Source organism: Bacteroides sp. BFG-606 (assembly GCF_024788145.1).
In the GTDB taxonomy this organism is placed as follows: domain Bacteria; phylum Bacteroidota; class Bacteroidia; order Bacteroidales; family Bacteroidaceae; genus Bacteroides; species Bacteroides vicugnae.
The window spans coordinates 6038350-6055240 of record NZ_JANUIL010000001.1 but is presented as its reverse complement, the minus strand read 5'-3'; the positions used below and the strand labels follow the sequence as shown (position 1 = coordinate 6055240).

Below are 16891 nucleotides of genomic sequence, written 5' to 3'. Positions count from 1 at the left end.
AACATCTACTATTAAATGTATAACTAAAATATAACAAGTAACTATGAACATTAAACCATTAGCAGACAGAGTGCTTATCCTCCCTGCACCTGCAGAAGAAAAAACAATTGGTGGTATCATTATCCCTGATACAGCAAAAGAAAAACCTTTGAAGGGTGAAGTTGTGGCAGTAGGTCACGGTACGAAAGACGAAGAAATGGTATTGAAAGTAGGCGATACAGTTCTTTATGGTAAATATGCCGGAACAGAACTTGACGTTGAAGGTACTAAATATCTGATCATGCGTCAGAGCGATGTTCTCGCTGTTTTGGGTTAATTAATAATAGTAAATAAATCTTTAAATAGTAAATAAAGAAATGGCAAAAGAAATATTATTCAATATCGATGCCCGTGACCAATTGAAAAAAGGTGTCGATGCTTTGGCAAATGCAGTAAAAGTAACTCTGGGCCCGAAAGGACGTAACGTTATCATCGAGAAGAAATTCGGTGCTCCGCACATCACAAAAGATGGTGTGACAGTGGCAAAGGAAATCGAATTGTCAGATGCTTACCAGAATACTGGTGCACAGTTAGTAAAAGAAGTTGCTTCTAAAACAGGTGACGATGCCGGTGACGGTACAACTACTGCAACTGTTCTTGCACAGGCTATCGTAGCTGAAGGTTTGAAAAACGTAACTGCCGGTGCTAGCCCGATGGATATCAAACGTGGTATCGACAAAGCCGTTGCCAAAGTGGTAGAATCAATCAAGGATCAGGCTGAAACTGTAGGTGACAACTATGACAAGATCGAACAGGTTGCCACTGTATCTGCAAATAACGACCCGGTAATCGGTAAATTGATTGCTGACGCTATGCGTAAGGTTTCTAAAGACGGTGTGATCACTATCGAAGAAGCAAAAGGAACAGATACTACTATCGGTGTAGTAGAAGGTATGCAGTTCGACCGTGGCTATTTGTCAGCTTACTTCGTGACAAATACGGAAAAGATGGAATGTGAGATGGAGAAACCTTACATCCTGATCTATGACAAGAAGATTTCTAACCTGAAAGATTTCTTGCCTATCCTCGAACCGGCTGTACAGACAGGTCGTCCGCTGTTGGTCATTGCAGAAGATGTAGATAGCGAAGCGTTGACTACATTGGTAGTAAACCGTCTGCGTTCTCAATTGAAGATTTGTGCTGTGAAAGCTCCGGGCTTCGGTGACCGTCGTAAAGAAATGCTGGAAGATATCGCTATCCTGACAGGTGGTGTTGTTATCAGCGAAGAAAAAGGTTTGAAACTGGAACAGGCTACCATCGAAATGTTGGGTACTGCTGACAAAGTTACAGTTACTAAAGACTATACAACTGTTGTAAACGGTGCAGGTAACAAAGACAGCATCAAGGAACGTTGCGAACAGATCAAAGCACAGATTGTAGCAACTAAGTCTGACTATGACCGTGAGAAATTGCAGGAACGTCTGGCTAAATTGTCAGGTGGTGTGGCTGTTCTCTATGTAGGTGCTGCTTCTGAAGTAGAAATGAAAGAAAAGAAAGACCGCGTGGACGATGCTTTGCGTGCAACTCGTGCTGCTATCGAAGAAGGTATCATCCCGGGTGGTGGCGTAGCTTATATTCGTGCAATCGACACTATCGAAAATATGAAGGGTGACAATGCTGACGAAACAACCGGTGTTGAAATCATCAAGCGTGCTATCGAAGAGCCACTTCGTCAGATCGTTGCTAACGCTGGTAAAGAAGGTGCGGTAGTTGTTCAGAAAGTACGTGAAGGCAAAGGTGATTTTGGTTACAATGCTCGTCTGGATATTTACGAAAACTTACACGCTGCCGGTGTAGTAGACCCTGCTAAGGTTGCTCGTGTAGCTTTGGAAAATGCAGCTTCTATCGCTGGTATGTTCCTGACTACTGAATGTGTAATCGTAGAAAAGAAGGAAGATAAGCCAGAAATGCCGATGGGTGCTCCCGGAATGGGAGGCATGGGCGGAATGATGTAATTCCGGCTTTCGCTTAGAAATATATAATTAAGGATAAGAACCACTTTTCCTGATAGGGGAGGTGGTTCTTTTTTTTGGTATTCCTGCAACATCTCTGCCTTCAATTTGTTCGATTGTTGAAATACTCCTATATTTATTGTCTAATTTATTAATAAATCGTGAGATATTGAAAGTAGTAACATTTATGAAGCAAGTAGCCCGTGGGCTACAGATGGGGGAAACTTTGGTACTGCTCATGTATACCGTAGCAGTCTCAATGCCATCATTGCTTATTGTGGGAAAGAGGATTTCACCTTTGATGAGGTGAATCCGGAGTGGTTAAAAGGGTTTGAAGTACATCTTCGTAGTCGTGGTTGTAGCTGGAATACCGTCTCCACTTATTTGCGCACGTTTCGTGCAGTTTATAACCGTGCCGTTGATCTTCGTAAGGCACCTTATATTCCTCACCTGTTCCGTTCTGTTTATACAGGCACTCGTGCCGATCATAAACGTGCGTTGGGTGATGAGGATATAAAGAGGGTATTTGTCAAGTTGTCACAGACTTTACCTTGTTCGCAGTCGCTGCGTAAGGCACAGGAATTCTTTATCCTAATGTTTTTATTGCGTGGTTTGCCATTTGTCGATCTCGCCTATTTGCGTAAAAGTGATTTACGTGATAATGTGATTACGTATCGCAGGCGTAAGACAGGACGCACCTTGTCTGTGACACTGACCGCGGAAGCGATGGTTTTGGTAAAGAGGTATATGAATCGTGACAGTTCTTCTCCTTATCTGTTTTCTTTGTTGAAAAGCCGTGAAGGTACTCGGGAAGCTTATCGTGAATACCAGTTGGCATTGCGCACATTCAATCGTCAGTTGATGTTGTTGGGCGAATTGTTGGGACTGGGTGATAGGTTGAGTTCCTATACTGCACGCCACACCTGGGCTACGACAGCTTATTATTGTGAGATTCATCCGGGTATTATTTCCGAAGCGATGGGGCACTCTTCTATCACTGTGACTGAAACGTATTTGAAGCCTTTCAGGAATAAGAAAATTGATGAAGCTAATAAGCAGGTAGTTGATTTTGTTAAGCGGTCTATTTGTGGATTAACCGCTTGATAAATAGTCTGTTACTTTATAGGTAACGGGAGTAATACCGATGCAAATATGAGCATATTTCTTAAAACAACCAAACGAAATCGCACATTTTTTCTAATAAAGCACTCAAAAGGAGAACACAAGCATATAAAACACGTGGATTCTTTGTATTAGGGCTTGTTAACCTCTAAATTTTGCACAAGATTTCCCTCCCCTCTACCGTTTCCTTGAGGTAGGGGTTAAAAAGTTTCATTGCATATTATATCCTTTTCTAGTATTGACTACTCTCAAAGAGCAGGCACAGAGGTTCTTCCGTTACCTATAAAGTAACGGGCATGCTATTATTGAAACTTAGTGTTTAATAATATATTATTAATGTAATTTTTAAGTAGTTATGAAAAGAAAATTTGTAAAAGTGATGTTCTTCGGGGCGTTGGCACTTTCTACTGTCACCTATGTAGGCTGTAAAGACTATGATGATGACATCGACAATCTGCAGACACAGATTGACGCAAACAAAGCTAGCATTGCCGAGTTACAGAATTTTGTGAAAGAAGGTAAATGGGTAACCGCTGTAGAACCAATTACTGATGGATTTAAAATAACTTTTAATGATGGTAAGAGTTATTCTATCGTAAGTGGTGCTGCAGGGGCAAGTGGTACAAAGATTGAGATTGATCCTACTACAAAGAATTGGATTATTGATGGGGAGGACACTGGTATTTGTTCTGAAGGACAGAAAGGTGATAAAGGAGATCAGGGCGACAAAGGTGACCAAGGAGATAAGGGTGACCAAGGTGACAAAGGAGAACAAGGAGATAAAGGGGAAGATGGAAAATCGCCACGTATATCTGCTGATGGCTTTTGGGAAGTTTGGGATGCAGAATCTGGAGAATATAAAAAGACAGAATATGAAGCAGCTTCTCACATCTATGTGACAGCTGATCCTGAAAATCCATTGGTTTGGATATTGAATGTTCTCAATAACGAAACTAAAGAATGGGAAAAGGTTTCTATGCCGAAAGCTGCTCGTATCACTAGTATACGTGCACTTGGCGAAAAAGATGGAAAGGTAGATTTGGGTTCTACTCAAGCTATAGCTACTTTACTCTATGGAGTCGTTGAAGAAGAAAAAGGAGTTACTTTTAATGAAATAACATATCCGAAGGGTACATTCCTTTCTGCCAGAGGTAGTGTAATTTATGCTATGATTAATCCGGTAAATCTGGAACTTAAAGATATACAATCTTATGAAATCGGCTTGACTGATTCTAAAGGTAATACAAATTTTGTTGTATCGGCTATTGATGCGAATATGAGTGAGACTGCTCTGACTCGTGCTGAAAGTACAGCAAATAAAGGCCTTTATAATTTGACAATAAAGTTTGCAGAAGGAGTGGATCCGGATAATTTGAAAGATGATATTGCTTATGCACTAACAACAAAAGATGCATGGGGCAATGAAATCATTTCTCAATATGATGTGAAAGTTACGACAGACGAAACGGAGAAAAAGATTGATAATAAAGAACTGACGAAGCCTTTCAAAACTGTTTATTATTTAGATGAATTGGTTGGTGAACAATTAAATGACGTAGTCGATTATAACTATAGCATCAAAGATGAAGATCTTAAAAAACTCGATGCTACATTCGATAAAGATAATAAAACAATTATCGCTAATAAGGAGGGATCATTGACTGTTATTATCAATTATCTTACTACTGCAGGAAAGAAATACGAGGAAGCTAATGGTGCTAGGTTGGATTTAACATTTGAATATAAGTCAGAAGAAGCTCAAATTGCAGATATGACTTGGGTTGTAAATGGTGATAACCTTACAGCAACTTCAGAGATTGTAGGTCCTTCAGTAGATATCATAAAGGAAAAGATCGCTCGTATTGGCTGGAAAATTGCTTATACTGACGGTAAAGTCGAAATCAATGGACAGAAAAACTTGGAATATGTAGACGACGATGAAAGTATTACTTTAGCTTTGGAAGGCTTGGATAAAGATGGAAATAAAACAGAAGAGGCTGATAAGATCGTTAAATATGTGATTAAAGCTACATTTAAGCCTACTAAGATTGCTGCAGTTTCTCATACCGCGACTGTTAAATTCATTAATAATGCCCCTGATGAAGGTTTGAATAACGATGTTTTGTATGAGACATCTTTCACTATTATGATAGATCAGCAAGATAGCAAATTGTTCAAATTTGAACGTGCAGAGTCTTACTTTAGCAATGATAATGCAACGGCTTATGGTAAAGCTGAAGATGGGGAAATTTCTTATGATCTTTATACTTTGTATAAGAATACAACAGCTCTTGCAAATGGTAAGCAGTATATAACATTTACTGAGGAAAGACCTTCCAAAGTCGAGAACAATCAAGAAAAGTATGCTCCTGCATGGTTGGATAAAGTTGATGAACCGACAGCAAATTCTGTTATTGCAGTTGAAACTTTTGGCAATTGGGGTGGTGCTTATGATAGTCGTTATATTACTGCATCTTATGCTCCGTTCGGTAACCCTCTATTGAATGCTATTAAGGATAGATTCAACTTAACAGTGAAATCTGAAATATTTGAAGGAATTTTCGAGTATATAGGAGAAGAGGGCACTAAGGATAAACCATTTGAAGTAGATGGAGGACATTCACAGGATTTGTTAGCGGAAAATTTCAAGAAAGAAGATGCTTACGGAAAGGAATATCTGTTTGACGATTCTAGAATTAAATCTGTAACACTTAAACTTGCAAATCAGAATGCAAAAGATTACTTGAAGTTAAGTACTACGGACTTTATTTCAGCTGAAGAGGGAATAGTTGTAATCTCTAAGAAAGATTCTGCAACTCCGATTGTTAATCCTCCTGTATGTGAAATCAATGTTGAGATTACTGACGAATGGGGTAAGACAACGATTGAGACGATCTTTGTGAAAGTAATTAAGTAAGACTATAAATAATACTTATATGTAAGGTCTTAACCTTTCAAAAAGATATATTATATACAAAAAGGTAGATAGAAAGTTGTGTTTGTGAAAGTACAACTTTCTAATAAACCTACCTTACCAAAAGGGATACCTCCCTTATTTCCCACAGGTATCCCTTTTTTTTGTCTCATTACATCTTCTTATTTGCACTAGAACCAATTTACTAGTCCCTTATTTCCCTATAGATTAAGGAGATGTTTTGAGAGTATAGAAAGCCCGGGCTTGCGAAAGTCCGGGCTTTTTGCACTCTTTTGTCTTTGGAACATCTTAGCCGTTTCCTTTGTTTGTTCATGCGAGGTATTTCCATTGATGGGATAATACTCGTATATTTATCGTCTAAATTATTAATAAATTATGAGATGTTGAAAGTACTAGCATTTATGAAGCAGGTAGCCACTGGGTTACAGATGGAGGGAAACTTTGGGACTGCACATGTTTATCGTAGTAGTCTGAATGCCATCATTGCTTATCGTGGGAAAAAAGATTTTGTTTTTAGTGAAGTGACTTCGGAGTGGTTGAAAGGGTTCGAAGTATATCTTCGCAGTCGTGGATGTAGTTGGAACACTGTTTCCACCTATTTACGGACCTTTCGTGCGGTTTACAATCGTGCGGTCGATCTTCAGAAGGCTCCTTATGTTCCTCATTTGTTTCGTTCGGTTTATACCGGGACGCGAGCTGACCATAAACGTGCGTTGGGTGATGAGGACATGAAGAAGGTATTTACTAAATTATCTCGTACATCGGGTGTACCATTAGCGGTATATCAGGCGCAGGAGCTATTCATCCTGATGTTTTCGCTTCGTGGTATGCCGTTTGTCGATCTTGCTTATTTGCGTAAGAGTGATTTGCGCGATAATGTAATAACGTATCGCAGGCGTAAAACAGGGCGGCCATTGTCGGTGACATTGACTCCGGAAGCAATGGCTTTGGTAAAGAAATACATGAATCGTGATTCTTCTTCTCCTTATTTATTTCCGTTGTTGAGAAGTCGTGAAGGGACCAAAGAGGCTTATCGCGAATATCAGCTTGCATTACGTAGCTTTAACCAGCAGCTGATGTTATTGGGTGAATTGCTCGGATTGGGAGATAAACTTAGTTCGTACACCGCCCGTCATACCTGGGCTACGACGGCTTATTATTGTGAAATTCATCCGGGTATTATTTCTGAAGCGATGGGACATTCGTCTATCACCGTCACTGAAACCTATCTGAAACCTTTCAGGAATAAGAAAATTGATGAAGCAAATAAGCAAGTTCTTGATTTTGTGAAGCGTTCAGTGACAGGTGTAAGTGCTTGAAAATTATTCCGTTACTCTGTAGGTAACGGGAATGAATATCGGTGCAAATATGAGCATATTTCTTAAAACAACCAAACGAAATCACACATTTTTTCTAATAAAGCATTCAAAAGTAGAACTAGAACAAATAAAACACACGGATTCTTTGTATTAGGGCTTTGTTAACTTCTAAATTTTGCAAAAGATTTCCTTCCCCTCTACTGCCTTTCAGAAGCAGGGGTAAAAAAGTTTCATCACATTTAGTATCATTTTTCAGTATTGACTACTCCAGAAGAGCAGGCACAAAGGTTTCTCTGTTACCTACAGAGTAACGGGTTGTGCTATTATTGAAACTTAGTGTTTAATAATATATTATTAATGTAATTTTTAAGTAGTTATGAAAAGAAAATTTGTAAAAGTGATGTTCTTCGGGGCGTTGGCACTTGCAGTTAGCACAGCAGTGACAAGTTGTAAGGACTACGATGATGATGTTAAAAATTTGCAGGAGCAAATTGATAAGATTACATCTACAAGTCCGGTCAGCTCGGAAGAATTGAAAGCGGCTGTTGATAAAGCTAAAAGTGAATTGACAGAACTGTTGAACAAGAAAGCTGATATTACAGCTTTGGAAAAAGAAATTCAAGATTTGAAAGATGCCTTAGCTAAAGGGGGAGATGAAGCTTTATTGGCAGATCTTGCAAAACAGTTGGCAGACAAGACTAATTTGTTAACATGGGAGAATCTTAAGACTGATGAAACCATTGCTAAATTAAAAACGGATATTGATGCTTTAAATAAAGTATCATCAACTTTGGATGCTTTGGTAAAAGCAGAGCAAAAATATAAAGAATCAGGTGATTTAAGTGGATTTGACAACACAAGCTTCGATGCATTAATCAATAATAGCATTAAAGAGGCAATAGAGAAAGAGGGTGATATTGCTGCATATGTTCAAGGTGTAGTACAGAAAGCTACTTTAGCTGATTTTAAAGCTATCAATAATGAAGTTTCTACTTTGACAGGTGGTGTTTGGAAATCCATGGAAGCATTTATTACAGATTGCTATACTCTTTTATATGATAAAGAAGATGGTATTCTGGCTAGATTGACAGAACTGGAAAAGTTGCAAGAAGCTGTAGATGCCTTCATTAAAGAGAATGATAATTACGAGAAGTATGCTGATATTCTAAACCAAATTGAAGCATCCAGACAGGCTTTGACTGCGTTGAGTCTTCCTGCAGGTAGTAAAAATCTAACAGAAGCAATTGAGGCTATAATAAAAGCACAATTAAAAGAAGAAGATTCGTCACTTGCTAGCTTAAAGAAAGAACTTCAAGATGAGATCAATGCTATCAAGAAGATGGTGCAAAGCGTATCATTTGTTCCTAAGACATCCGATAGAATAGTAAACTTTACTACGTTGTATGCTAAATCAAAAGCGGCAGATGCCAATTATGGAACAATTACTCTTGATGGTGCTTCTACTCAAGAAGTTATGTTCCGTATTTCTCCTGCTGATGCTGCTGAATCATTTGTAGACAATTATGATGTGACTTTTAGTGCAGATAGAGAAATGACGAGAGCTGTGCAGGTAGATCAGTTTGTGGTAGTTGATAAGCCAGTTGTAGATGGTGGCTTAGTAACTTATACAATTAAGTCTAATGCTACAAAGAGCTTTGCTGTGTGTATGCACGTAGTTACTAAAGAAGATAAAGTAGAAACATTAGGTAAAACAGATATTACTTCTGATTATTTCGCAGCTATTGTTGGAAAGAAGTATTTGGTAGATGCATATTATAAAGCAAATTCTGGTACTGATGTAGATATGGAACTTCCTTATGATGTTAAAGATGGCAAGGCAGAATATAACGATAAAGGTCGTGTTGTATTGTCTGTATCTAATAGTGCAGATGGAACTACTCCGTCAGAGGTTGAATTGTCTGAATATCCGGGCTTTGATCCAAAATCTTTGACTACAACATTTAGTGTAGTTAATGACACTTACTTCAAGGTTAGTGGTACTGCTGTAATGCTGAATGCCTATGAGACTCCAAGTTATATTGGCCAAGTTACAGATGTTAATGCGAAAGTGACTGCTGCAGGCTTCTATACTCCTGCTGCTGATAAGAAGATTGGTACAGTGACTGTTACTAAGACAACTAAAAAAGCTACTATTGATTATGGTAAGATTGAACCTGCAACTTGGAGTAATGACGCACAAACTGTTGCAGCTTCGAAATTCCCATTGAATAAGATTTATGATGCTGAAGACGTGAAGTTGACTCTTACTGAATTCCAAGCTTTGACAGGTGAAGTAGTGAAAGAAGCAAATGATAAAGTTTATTTTGCTATTTCTACAGATCCTTCTTCTAAAAATGAATTAACAGCTGTCATTGCAGCACAAACTCCTGCCGGTGTTTATCCTATTAAGGCTAAATTTACTTCTGATGGTAGAGAAATTATAGTTACTGCTACTATTACAGTACAAAACCCTGAAATTGCAGAGTTGGCAGTAGATAAATATCTTTGGGGTGGAACAGCAACAGCTGGTAAAGTTGGATTTACTCCAACACTGGATCAGGAAGAAAAACCATCTTCTATTACTTTGAGCTATGACTTATCTAAGCTGTTTACTAACTATTCTGCTGTGCAGGTAGCTGTTACTGGTGTTACAGGTGCTACTTTGAAAATTGATGTTCCTAATTGGGATAAGATTAAAGGTATTAGCTATAGTGAACCGACATTGACATTTAAGAAGGATGAATATACAGGTAAGACTACAGATGGAAAAGATGCGAAAGTACAAATCGTTGCTACAGTGTCTTTAGCGGGTACGACTACACCTCTTCAGAAATTAACAGCTGATGTAAATATCAATGATATTAGTGGTTCTTGGGTTGCTGGTAAGAAAGCAGTAGAACTGAACAGCAAGGCTGGTGTTTATCCTTTGGCCGATGGATTTAGTTGGAATGATATGAGAGGTAAAGCTATGTGGAAAGATGGTAGTCAGGTAGATGACCAAGTTGAGTTTGGCACAGCTACTCCACTCGCTATTTATGGTCTGACTGCTCCTTCATTCAAATTTGTAGATGCTAAAGGCAAAGATACAACTTGTCCATACTTAACAGTTGGTAATGATGGTAAGTTGTCATTTACAACTACTGGTAAAGGATATAATTTCCAAACTGATTATACCGCTTACGTAATGATTGTTGCTAGCTCACAATGGGGTACAATTACTAATTATGCAAATAATAATGTAATAACAGTAACTATACCTGCTAATGTGAAGTAAAACAGATAAAACCCTTCTTCACCTTGTGTGAAGAATACGCCGAGAAGAAACAGAGTGAAGGATTTGGCTTGTGAAAGTCAATCCTTCCAATTCTGTTCTTCTTATAGAAAGGGATACCTCCCTTATTTCCCACAGGTATCCCTTTTTTTATTTCATAACATCTCCTTATTTGCACTAGAACCAATTTGCTAGTCCCTTATTTCCCTATAGATTAAGGAGATGTTTTGAGAGTATAGAGAGCCCGGGCTTGTGAAAGTCCGGGTCTTCTCATTATTAATTTATTTATCGGATTGAATACGATGAAAGTCTTTATCATACAGTCCTACAAGTAAGTTTTGTCCTTTATCATTCACTTTCAGTCCGCCATACATGGCTTTTTGATAAAGAGTATCTTGTCCCTCTTCAAAGAAGAAAGATTCGGCACCGAGGAAGAGCCTGTGATGTACTATTTTATATTTGATGACCAGTTCACCGCTGTTTACCGGTTCTAAAGTGTTTTGCAGTCGCACTATTTCTCCTACCTGATTACTGTCAGTTCGAAGTACGGCATAACCGCGTGTGGCAGTTTGTTCGTCTACCAGAGCTGATGAGGCTTCCTGGTAGTTAAGTCTCATATAGTCTCCTTGCATGAGAGAGCGGGGATCGACAGGAACTAACTGTAACAAAACCAACTGTCCGTCTTTCAATATCTGCTCTTTCTTATAAACCGACCAGTTGAAATACCCTAGTAACAGTATCAGGTTTACGATAATCAATATTCGGCTATATTTTTTCATGTCTTGTTCTTTTTTGAGTGAAGAAATACCAGGCTGCAATACATGCAATTCCGATGAAGAAAAGCGTAATGGATTTGGTGAGCAGGCTCAAATTCAAATCATAATAGTATTTGGAAACGGCATAGATAAAGAGAAGAAGTGCAGCGGCACACTCTGCTCTATAACCATAATGAAAACATATTAAAATCAGTAACAAACTGCCGGATAAATAAGGAGCAAATACAGTAGGCAGACAGATGATAATACAAAGAACGTAGATACCAATCTGATTCACCGGATTGTCGACTTTCATGACTTGCATGATTTGTTGAATTATGATAAGAAGTCCTACCCATATACAAACGGACGATATGCCCGATACGAGCCAGCTATTTGTTTCCGATACCAGATAATTGATTGATAATCCTCCCAGTGAGACGATACTGGATATAAATAAACCGGCATGAAACGGTCTGTATTTAAAAAAGTAATTCCCCCTCTCTATCCACTCAAACAGCTTTACTTCGAAGATATTGATAAATAGAAATGCTCCAAGGATAGGGATTACTGCTATTTGCAGGGGATAAAACGAAGAAAAGACATAGGCAATTTCTCCAAATAAAGATATATTAAACAGAATGACTGAAAGAAAGGGGAGAATGAATCCTCTTGATAAAAAGAAAGTGAGTATACTGATTATTATAAGTATAAAGAAGAGGGCATGAATATTAGCACTCATGCCAAAGCCTGTCAATACGCATCCTGCTATATATAAAGTGATGTTCATTGCATCCAGAAAAGGCCGGATAACGACGCGGCTGATTATTAACGTAGTAATGATTAACAAAGTTCCTATAACCAGACTGGAAATCTCGGATTGAATGATTCTGGCAAGTGCCAGAAATCCCAGAAAGAAAATAGCCGTCAGGATTCCCCCGATAATGGATACGACTTGAATAGTGAGGTTATGCTTTTGTGCCATACCATTGCTTTTTTAGATGAAGAATGATGTAAATGAGTAAAGTTGTTCCGGTGATGACAATGATTCCTCCATAGAAAAATATCTGAACATGCCTAAGATCACTTTTAGATATGAATGTAGTCAATAAAATCATTAATGTGGCAAAAGGAATGATAGCCAGATAGAACAGACTCTTTTCTCTCCATCCGTACCAAAGTCCCGCTGCGAATAGAAGGACAGTAGTTATGAGAGGAACAGATAATATGGTATAATCATCACAGATGGCCGCCATTAACAGAAAGCTGGTGTGTAGAATGGTAGCCAACGAAAGAAGACTGACAAACCAACGATTGTTTCTGTTCAAATGACCTTTTGCACTCATCCATTCCGTAATAATAGTTGCCACGGCACATATCCAGGTTACTGCATTGCCCAATAGAGTTATTTCCCAAGAGCCATAGCCGGCAATTTGTATATTATACAGCCATATCGTAGTACAGAGTAATCCGATGAACGTCAGCCATAACGGAGCGAAGCGGATAGCAATCGCCCAGAGAATGGTGAAAAGAGTCCATCCCAGAAAGAGATCGTAAGCATCGGCCCCTGTTTGGTAAATTTGTCCGAAGACAGCGAAAAGCGTACCTATCAGAAATGTAGCTCCGGTGAGGTGAATTTGTTTGACGAGCTTACTCCAACGGGTAAATGTAGCGAGCAGGACAGAGACTACTAATAATACTTCTACCATTCCTAATTTGGCAAATTTAGGTAGTTCATCCCAGTTATAGGCAAAAAAGAAGACGATGCCTGCCACTGTAAAGCCAACGCCCACTGCCAATAAAAAAATAGAAAGGAATTGATTCCACTGTTTTTTATCTGCATGTAGAGCTTGTCGGGATAAAGGCGAAAGGTCGGGCTTTTCCATGTGTTTTTACTTTTTGATAATTGCAAACATAAGAAAATAAAATGATTTCCACTTCAAGATAGACTATAAAATAGACTATAAAAAGGTATGACTTACCTTATTGCGATTAGCAATAATAGTAAGTCATACTTTGGGAGAGGTATTGAAGATCCTAAAAAGAGAATAACTTAAAATACCTCCCGTATATGCTTAAAGTTAGAATTGATAGTATCAATAACTTCTTGTGAGCGACCGTTGATTAACAACTTGTACATTGACTGTGCAAAACCCACCATTTGTCCGAATTCGATTTTCGGAGGCATGGCCAGTGCATTCGGATCAGTCATGATATTGACAAGTACCGGACCATCCAGTTCGAATGCATTAAGTAAGGTAGTCAATACTTCTTCCGGATCGCTGACATTAAAGCCTGCCATTCCCATTGCTTCAGCCACTTGGGCAAAGTCCGGATTCAGCATATTTGTCTGCCAGTCCGGCAGTCCGTCCACTTCCATTTCCAACTTCACCATTCCTAGTGAGCGGTTGTTGAATACGATGATTTTGATCGGCAACTTATATTGGACAACAGTTTCCAAATCTCCTAGAGTCATAGACAGTCCGCCGTCTCCGCAAAGTGCCACTACCTGACGATCCGGATAAGCTAGTGCGGCGCCGATGGCTTGCGGCAAAGCATTTGCCATAGAACCGTGATTGAAAGAACCCAGCATGTGGCGTTTGCCTGTTGCTTGCAGATAACGCGCTCCCCACACACAAGTCATTCCCGTATCTACTGTGAACACAGCATCATCCGAACTTAGTTTGTCTATTTCGGACATCACATATTCGGGATGAATCTTATTTACATCACCTTTATCTTCCGTGTAAGCAGCCAGATCCTTCTTTACTCCTTCATATCTTTTGAGTTGTTTCAACAGGAACGAATCATCCGTCTTCGGATTCAGCATACGCAATAAACTTTGGATGCTAAGTTTAACATCACCGCAAAGTCCGATATCCACCTTTGCACGGCGTCCCAGACGTTCGGGCTTTATGTCAATCTGTGCTATCTTGATGTCATCCGGCAAGAAAGCGGAATATGGAAAGTCAGTGCCGAGCATGAGAAGCACTTCGGCTTCATGCATACTGTAATAGCCCGACGGCATTCCCAGCAATCCGGTCATACCCACTTCATACGGATTTTCATATTGCACCTCCATCTTTCCTTTGAAAGTATATACAACCGGAGCGTTCAGCTTCTCGGAAAGCGCAATCACTTCCTCGTGAGCTCCCCGGCAACCGATGCCGCAGAAAAGAGTGATGCGTGTATGTTTGTTTAACAACTCGGCTAATTGAGCCAGATCTTCTTCCGACGGACAAACTTCCGGTGGGGCAGGATAGTTGATAACCGACGAGTCGACAGCAACGGCAGAAGCCTTTGCCAAGTCACCCGGAAGCCCGATAACGGACACCCCTTTGCGGGTGACAGCCGTTTGTATGGCCGACTGGAGCATACGTGGAAATTGCTTGGGAGTAGTGGCTACTTCATTATAATAACTGCAATCGTTAAAAAGTTTGATGGTATTCGTCTCCTGAAAATATTCCGTGCCGAATTCACCGGTAGGAATTGTAGAGGCGATGGCGATTACCGGTGCGCCGGATCGGTGTGCGTCATACAAGCCGTTAATCAGATGAACATGCCCCGGTCCGCTACTTCCCGCACAGCATCCCGGACGACCGGTCAGTTGTGCTTCTGCAGCAGCGGCATATGCTCCTGTTTCTTCGTGGCGCACATGTATCCATTTTACTTGATCGTTTTTTCTGACTGCTTCGTTTACTTCATTCAGACTGTCGCCTGTTACGGCGTAGATGCGTTCAACTCCGGATTTTACCAGAGTATCTATCAGTTGTTCTGCTATTTTTTTTGCCATAGCTGTAATTGGTTTAGGATTGATTTTTATGTAATAACAGATGGCTGCAAAGAAAAGTTCTAATTTAACATATACTAATAACACCTTTGTGTCGGGACACATCACCGCTTTTATGTTAAAATTAATTCTGTAACAATCTTTTAGTAAAGACGCATAAACAATTGCAGTATCCTTTTGTTATCTTTATAGGCGAAATCTTAACCTAATGTATTAAACCTCTTAATTACTCTAGAAAAATGAACAGAAATGAAATCGGTGTGAATGCCGGTAAGGTTTGGCAACTGCTTAGTAATAATGAGAAGTGGAGCTATGGACTTTTGAAGAGAAAATCCGGGCTGAAAGATAAAGAGCTGGGTGCCGCTTTGGGCTGGTTGTCAAGAGAGAGCAAAATAGAGTTCGATCAGTGCGATGAAGAACTTTATGTATATCTCTGTGTGAATGTTTATATTGGCTAAAAGAGTTTGACACTTTAACGAGAACAGAAGAATCTCCGGAGGAATGACAGCATAATCAGCACTTCGGAGATTCTCGTTTTTTATCCTTTTTCTGCTTTATGTATCTTCCTTTCAATGGATTTCCGGAAATAATTCTGTTACTTTGCATCACGAATTAAAATGTAAGAAACAATGAGAAGTTTTGCCTCCGACAATAATTCCGGTGTGCATCCGTTGGTAATGGAAGCATTGAACCGGGCCAATATAGACCATTCTTTAGGATATGGCGATGATAAATGGACAGAAGAAGCCGTAGCGAAGATAAAGGATACCTTTACGCCCAACTGTGTCCCCTTGTTTGTATTTAACGGAACAGGTAGCAACGTGGTAGCATTGCAGTTGATGACCCGTCCGTATCATTCCATCTTTTGTGCGGAAACGGCTCATATCTATGTAGATGAATGCGGCTCTCCCGTGAAAATGACAGGTTGTCAGATTCGCCCGATCGCCACTCCTGACGGTAAACTTACCCCGGAATTGATGCAACCTTATCTGCATGGTTTCGGCGACCAGCACCATTCACAACCCAGAGCCCTCTACATCTCCCAATGTACCGAACTTGGCACCATTTATACTCCCGAAGAATTGAAACGTCTGACAGACTTTGCCCATCTGAATGGCATGTATGTACACATGGACGGAGCCAGAATAGCCAACGCCTGTGCTGCTTTGAATCTTACCTTAAAAGAACTGACAGTAGATTGCGGAGTCGATATTCTTAGTTTCGGCGGAACGAAGAACGGACTGATGATGGGAGAGTGCGTGATTGTATTTAATAAAGACTTGCAATCGGAAGCCCGCTTCATCCGTAAGCAATCCGCCCAATTAGCGTCGAAGATGCGTTACCTCTCTTGCCAGTTTACAGCATATCTCACAGATAACCTCTGGCTGAAGAATGCCAGTCATGCCAATGCAATGGCTGCTAAACTCTATGCTGAATTGAAGAAACTGCCCGAAGTAACTTTCACTCAAAAAGCCGAAAGTAACCAGTTATTCCTCACCATGCCCCGCCCGGTTATCGACCGGATGCTGGAGTCTTATTTCTTTTATTTCTGGAACGAAGAGAAGAATGAAATCCGTCTGGTAACTTCTTTTGATACCACAGAGGAGGATGTAGGCGAGTTTATAAGACTTTTAAAACGTTAAAAAGGAAATCCGGAACAACAAAAGCGCCTGAAACTCTGTTGTAATAAGAAGTTTGAAACTAACTT

General features: G+C 39.7%; 11 protein-coding genes and 1 pseudogene. 8 read left to right on the top strand and 4 right to left on the bottom strand.

Features of this window, described 5'->3' with window-relative positions:
- The first annotated feature begins 43 nt into the window (after positions 1-43).
- The 6 genes and pseudogenes from NXV01_RS23285 to NXV01_RS23260 all read left to right on the top strand — a co-directional run bounded on the left by NXV01_RS23285 (position 44) and on the right by NXV01_RS23260 (position 10641).
- Positions 44-316, top strand: a complete 273-nt coding sequence (locus tag NXV01_RS23285; RefSeq protein WP_004314007.1) for a co-chaperone GroES — start codon at positions 44-46, stop codon at positions 314-316.
- 40 nt (positions 317-356) lie between these two features.
- Positions 357-1994 carry a chaperonin GroEL gene (gene groL / locus NXV01_RS23280; RefSeq protein ID WP_148364615.1) on the top strand — a complete coding sequence of 546 codons (1638 nt, stop codon included), beginning with the start codon at positions 357-359 and terminating at the stop codon, positions 1992-1994.
- A gap of 163 nt (positions 1995-2157) precedes the next feature.
- Positions 2158-3095, top strand: a pseudogene (locus tag NXV01_RS23275) (tyrosine-type recombinase/integrase).
- Between the two features lie 373 nt (positions 3096-3468).
- The gene (locus NXV01_RS23270; RefSeq protein WP_259023298.1) at positions 3469-6030 is read left to right on the top strand and encodes a DUF4988 domain-containing protein; all 2562 of its coding nucleotides are present in this window, start codon (positions 3469-3471) and stop codon (positions 6028-6030) included.
- Positions 6031-6428: 398 nt separating this feature from the next.
- The gene (locus tag NXV01_RS23265) at positions 6429-7367 is read left to right on the top strand and encodes a site-specific integrase (RefSeq protein WP_217723089.1); all 939 of its coding nucleotides are present in this window, start codon (positions 6429-6431) and stop codon (positions 7365-7367) included.
- Positions 7368-7743: 376 nt separating this feature from the next.
- Entirely contained in the window at positions 7744-10641 is a 2898-nt protein-coding gene (locus NXV01_RS23260) for a hypothetical protein (RefSeq protein ID WP_259023297.1), read from the top strand.
- A gap of 278 nt (positions 10642-10919) precedes the next feature.
- Here NXV01_RS23260 and NXV01_RS23255 read toward each other — a convergent pair whose 3' ends face one another.
- From NXV01_RS23255 to NXV01_RS23240, 4 genes are all read right to left on the bottom strand, one after another.
- Positions 10920-11417 (bottom strand): GDYXXLXY domain-containing protein, encoded by a 498-nt coding sequence (locus tag NXV01_RS23255; RefSeq protein ID WP_148364620.1) that lies wholly within the window; start codon positions 11415-11417, stop codon positions 10920-10922.
- Positions 11404-12378 carry a DUF4401 domain-containing protein gene (locus NXV01_RS23250; RefSeq protein WP_259023296.1) on the bottom strand — a complete coding sequence of 325 codons (975 nt, stop codon included), beginning with the start codon at positions 12376-12378 and terminating at the stop codon, positions 11404-11406. The genes NXV01_RS23255 and NXV01_RS23250 overlap by 14 nt, the downstream gene beginning before the upstream one ends.
- Positions 12362-13279 carry a DUF2157 domain-containing protein gene (locus tag NXV01_RS23245; protein ID WP_259023295.1) on the bottom strand — a complete coding sequence of 306 codons (918 nt, stop codon included), beginning with the start codon at positions 13277-13279 and terminating at the stop codon, positions 12362-12364. Before NXV01_RS23245 ends, NXV01_RS23250 begins: the two co-directional genes overlap by 17 nt.
- A 167-nt stretch (positions 13280-13446) precedes the next feature.
- Positions 13447-15186 (bottom strand): thiamine pyrophosphate-dependent enzyme, encoded by a 1740-nt coding sequence (locus tag NXV01_RS23240; RefSeq protein WP_148364623.1) that lies wholly within the window; start codon positions 15184-15186, stop codon positions 13447-13449.
- Positions 15187-15422: 236 nt separating this feature from the next.
- Here NXV01_RS23240 and NXV01_RS23235 point away from each other — a divergent pair, with 236 nt between their 5' ends.
- On the top strand, positions 15423-15641 hold the full coding sequence (locus NXV01_RS23235) for a winged helix-turn-helix domain-containing protein (protein ID WP_004301053.1): 219 nt from the start codon (positions 15423-15425) through the stop codon (positions 15639-15641).
- 171 nt (positions 15642-15812) lie between these two features.
- Entirely contained in the window at positions 15813-16826 is a 1014-nt protein-coding gene (locus NXV01_RS23230; RefSeq protein ID WP_259023294.1) for a low specificity L-threonine aldolase, read from the top strand.
- Positions 16827-16891: the final 65 nt, after the last annotated feature.

What these genes read in the sequence shown, in the direction of transcription:
- NXV01_RS23285 (WP_004314007.1), top strand. Translation starts at nt 44, where the DNA reads ATGAACATTAAACCATTAGCAGACAGAGTGCTTATCCTCCCTGCACCT.
- groL (WP_148364615.1), top strand. Translation starts at nt 357, where the DNA reads ATGGCAAAAGAAATATTATTCAATATCGATGCCCGTGACCAATTGAAA.
- NXV01_RS23270 (WP_259023298.1), top strand. Translation starts at nt 3,469, where the DNA reads ATGAAAAGAAAATTTGTAAAAGTGATGTTCTTCGGGGCGTTGGCACTT.
- NXV01_RS23265 (WP_217723089.1), top strand. Translation starts at nt 6,429, where the DNA reads ATGTTGAAAGTACTAGCATTTATGAAGCAGGTAGCCACTGGGTTACAG.
- NXV01_RS23260 (WP_259023297.1), top strand. Translation starts at nt 7,744, where the DNA reads ATGAAAAGAAAATTTGTAAAAGTGATGTTCTTCGGGGCGTTGGCACTT.
- NXV01_RS23255 (WP_148364620.1), bottom strand. Translation starts at nt 11,417, where the DNA reads ATGAAAAAATATAGCCGAATATTGATTATCGTAAACCTGATACTGTTA.
- NXV01_RS23250 (WP_259023296.1), bottom strand. Translation starts at nt 12,378, where the DNA reads ATGGCACAAAAGCATAACCTCACTATTCAAGTCGTATCCATTATCGGG.
- NXV01_RS23245 (WP_259023295.1), bottom strand. Translation starts at nt 13,279, where the DNA reads ATGGAAAAGCCCGACCTTTCGCCTTTATCCCGACAAGCTCTACATGCA.
- NXV01_RS23240 (WP_148364623.1), bottom strand. Translation starts at nt 15,186, where the DNA reads ATGGCAAAAAAAATAGCAGAACAACTGATAGATACTCTGGTAAAATCC.
- NXV01_RS23235 (WP_004301053.1), top strand. Translation starts at nt 15,423, where the DNA reads ATGAACAGAAATGAAATCGGTGTGAATGCCGGTAAGGTTTGGCAACTG.
- NXV01_RS23230 (WP_259023294.1), top strand. Translation starts at nt 15,813, where the DNA reads ATGAGAAGTTTTGCCTCCGACAATAATTCCGGTGTGCATCCGTTGGTA.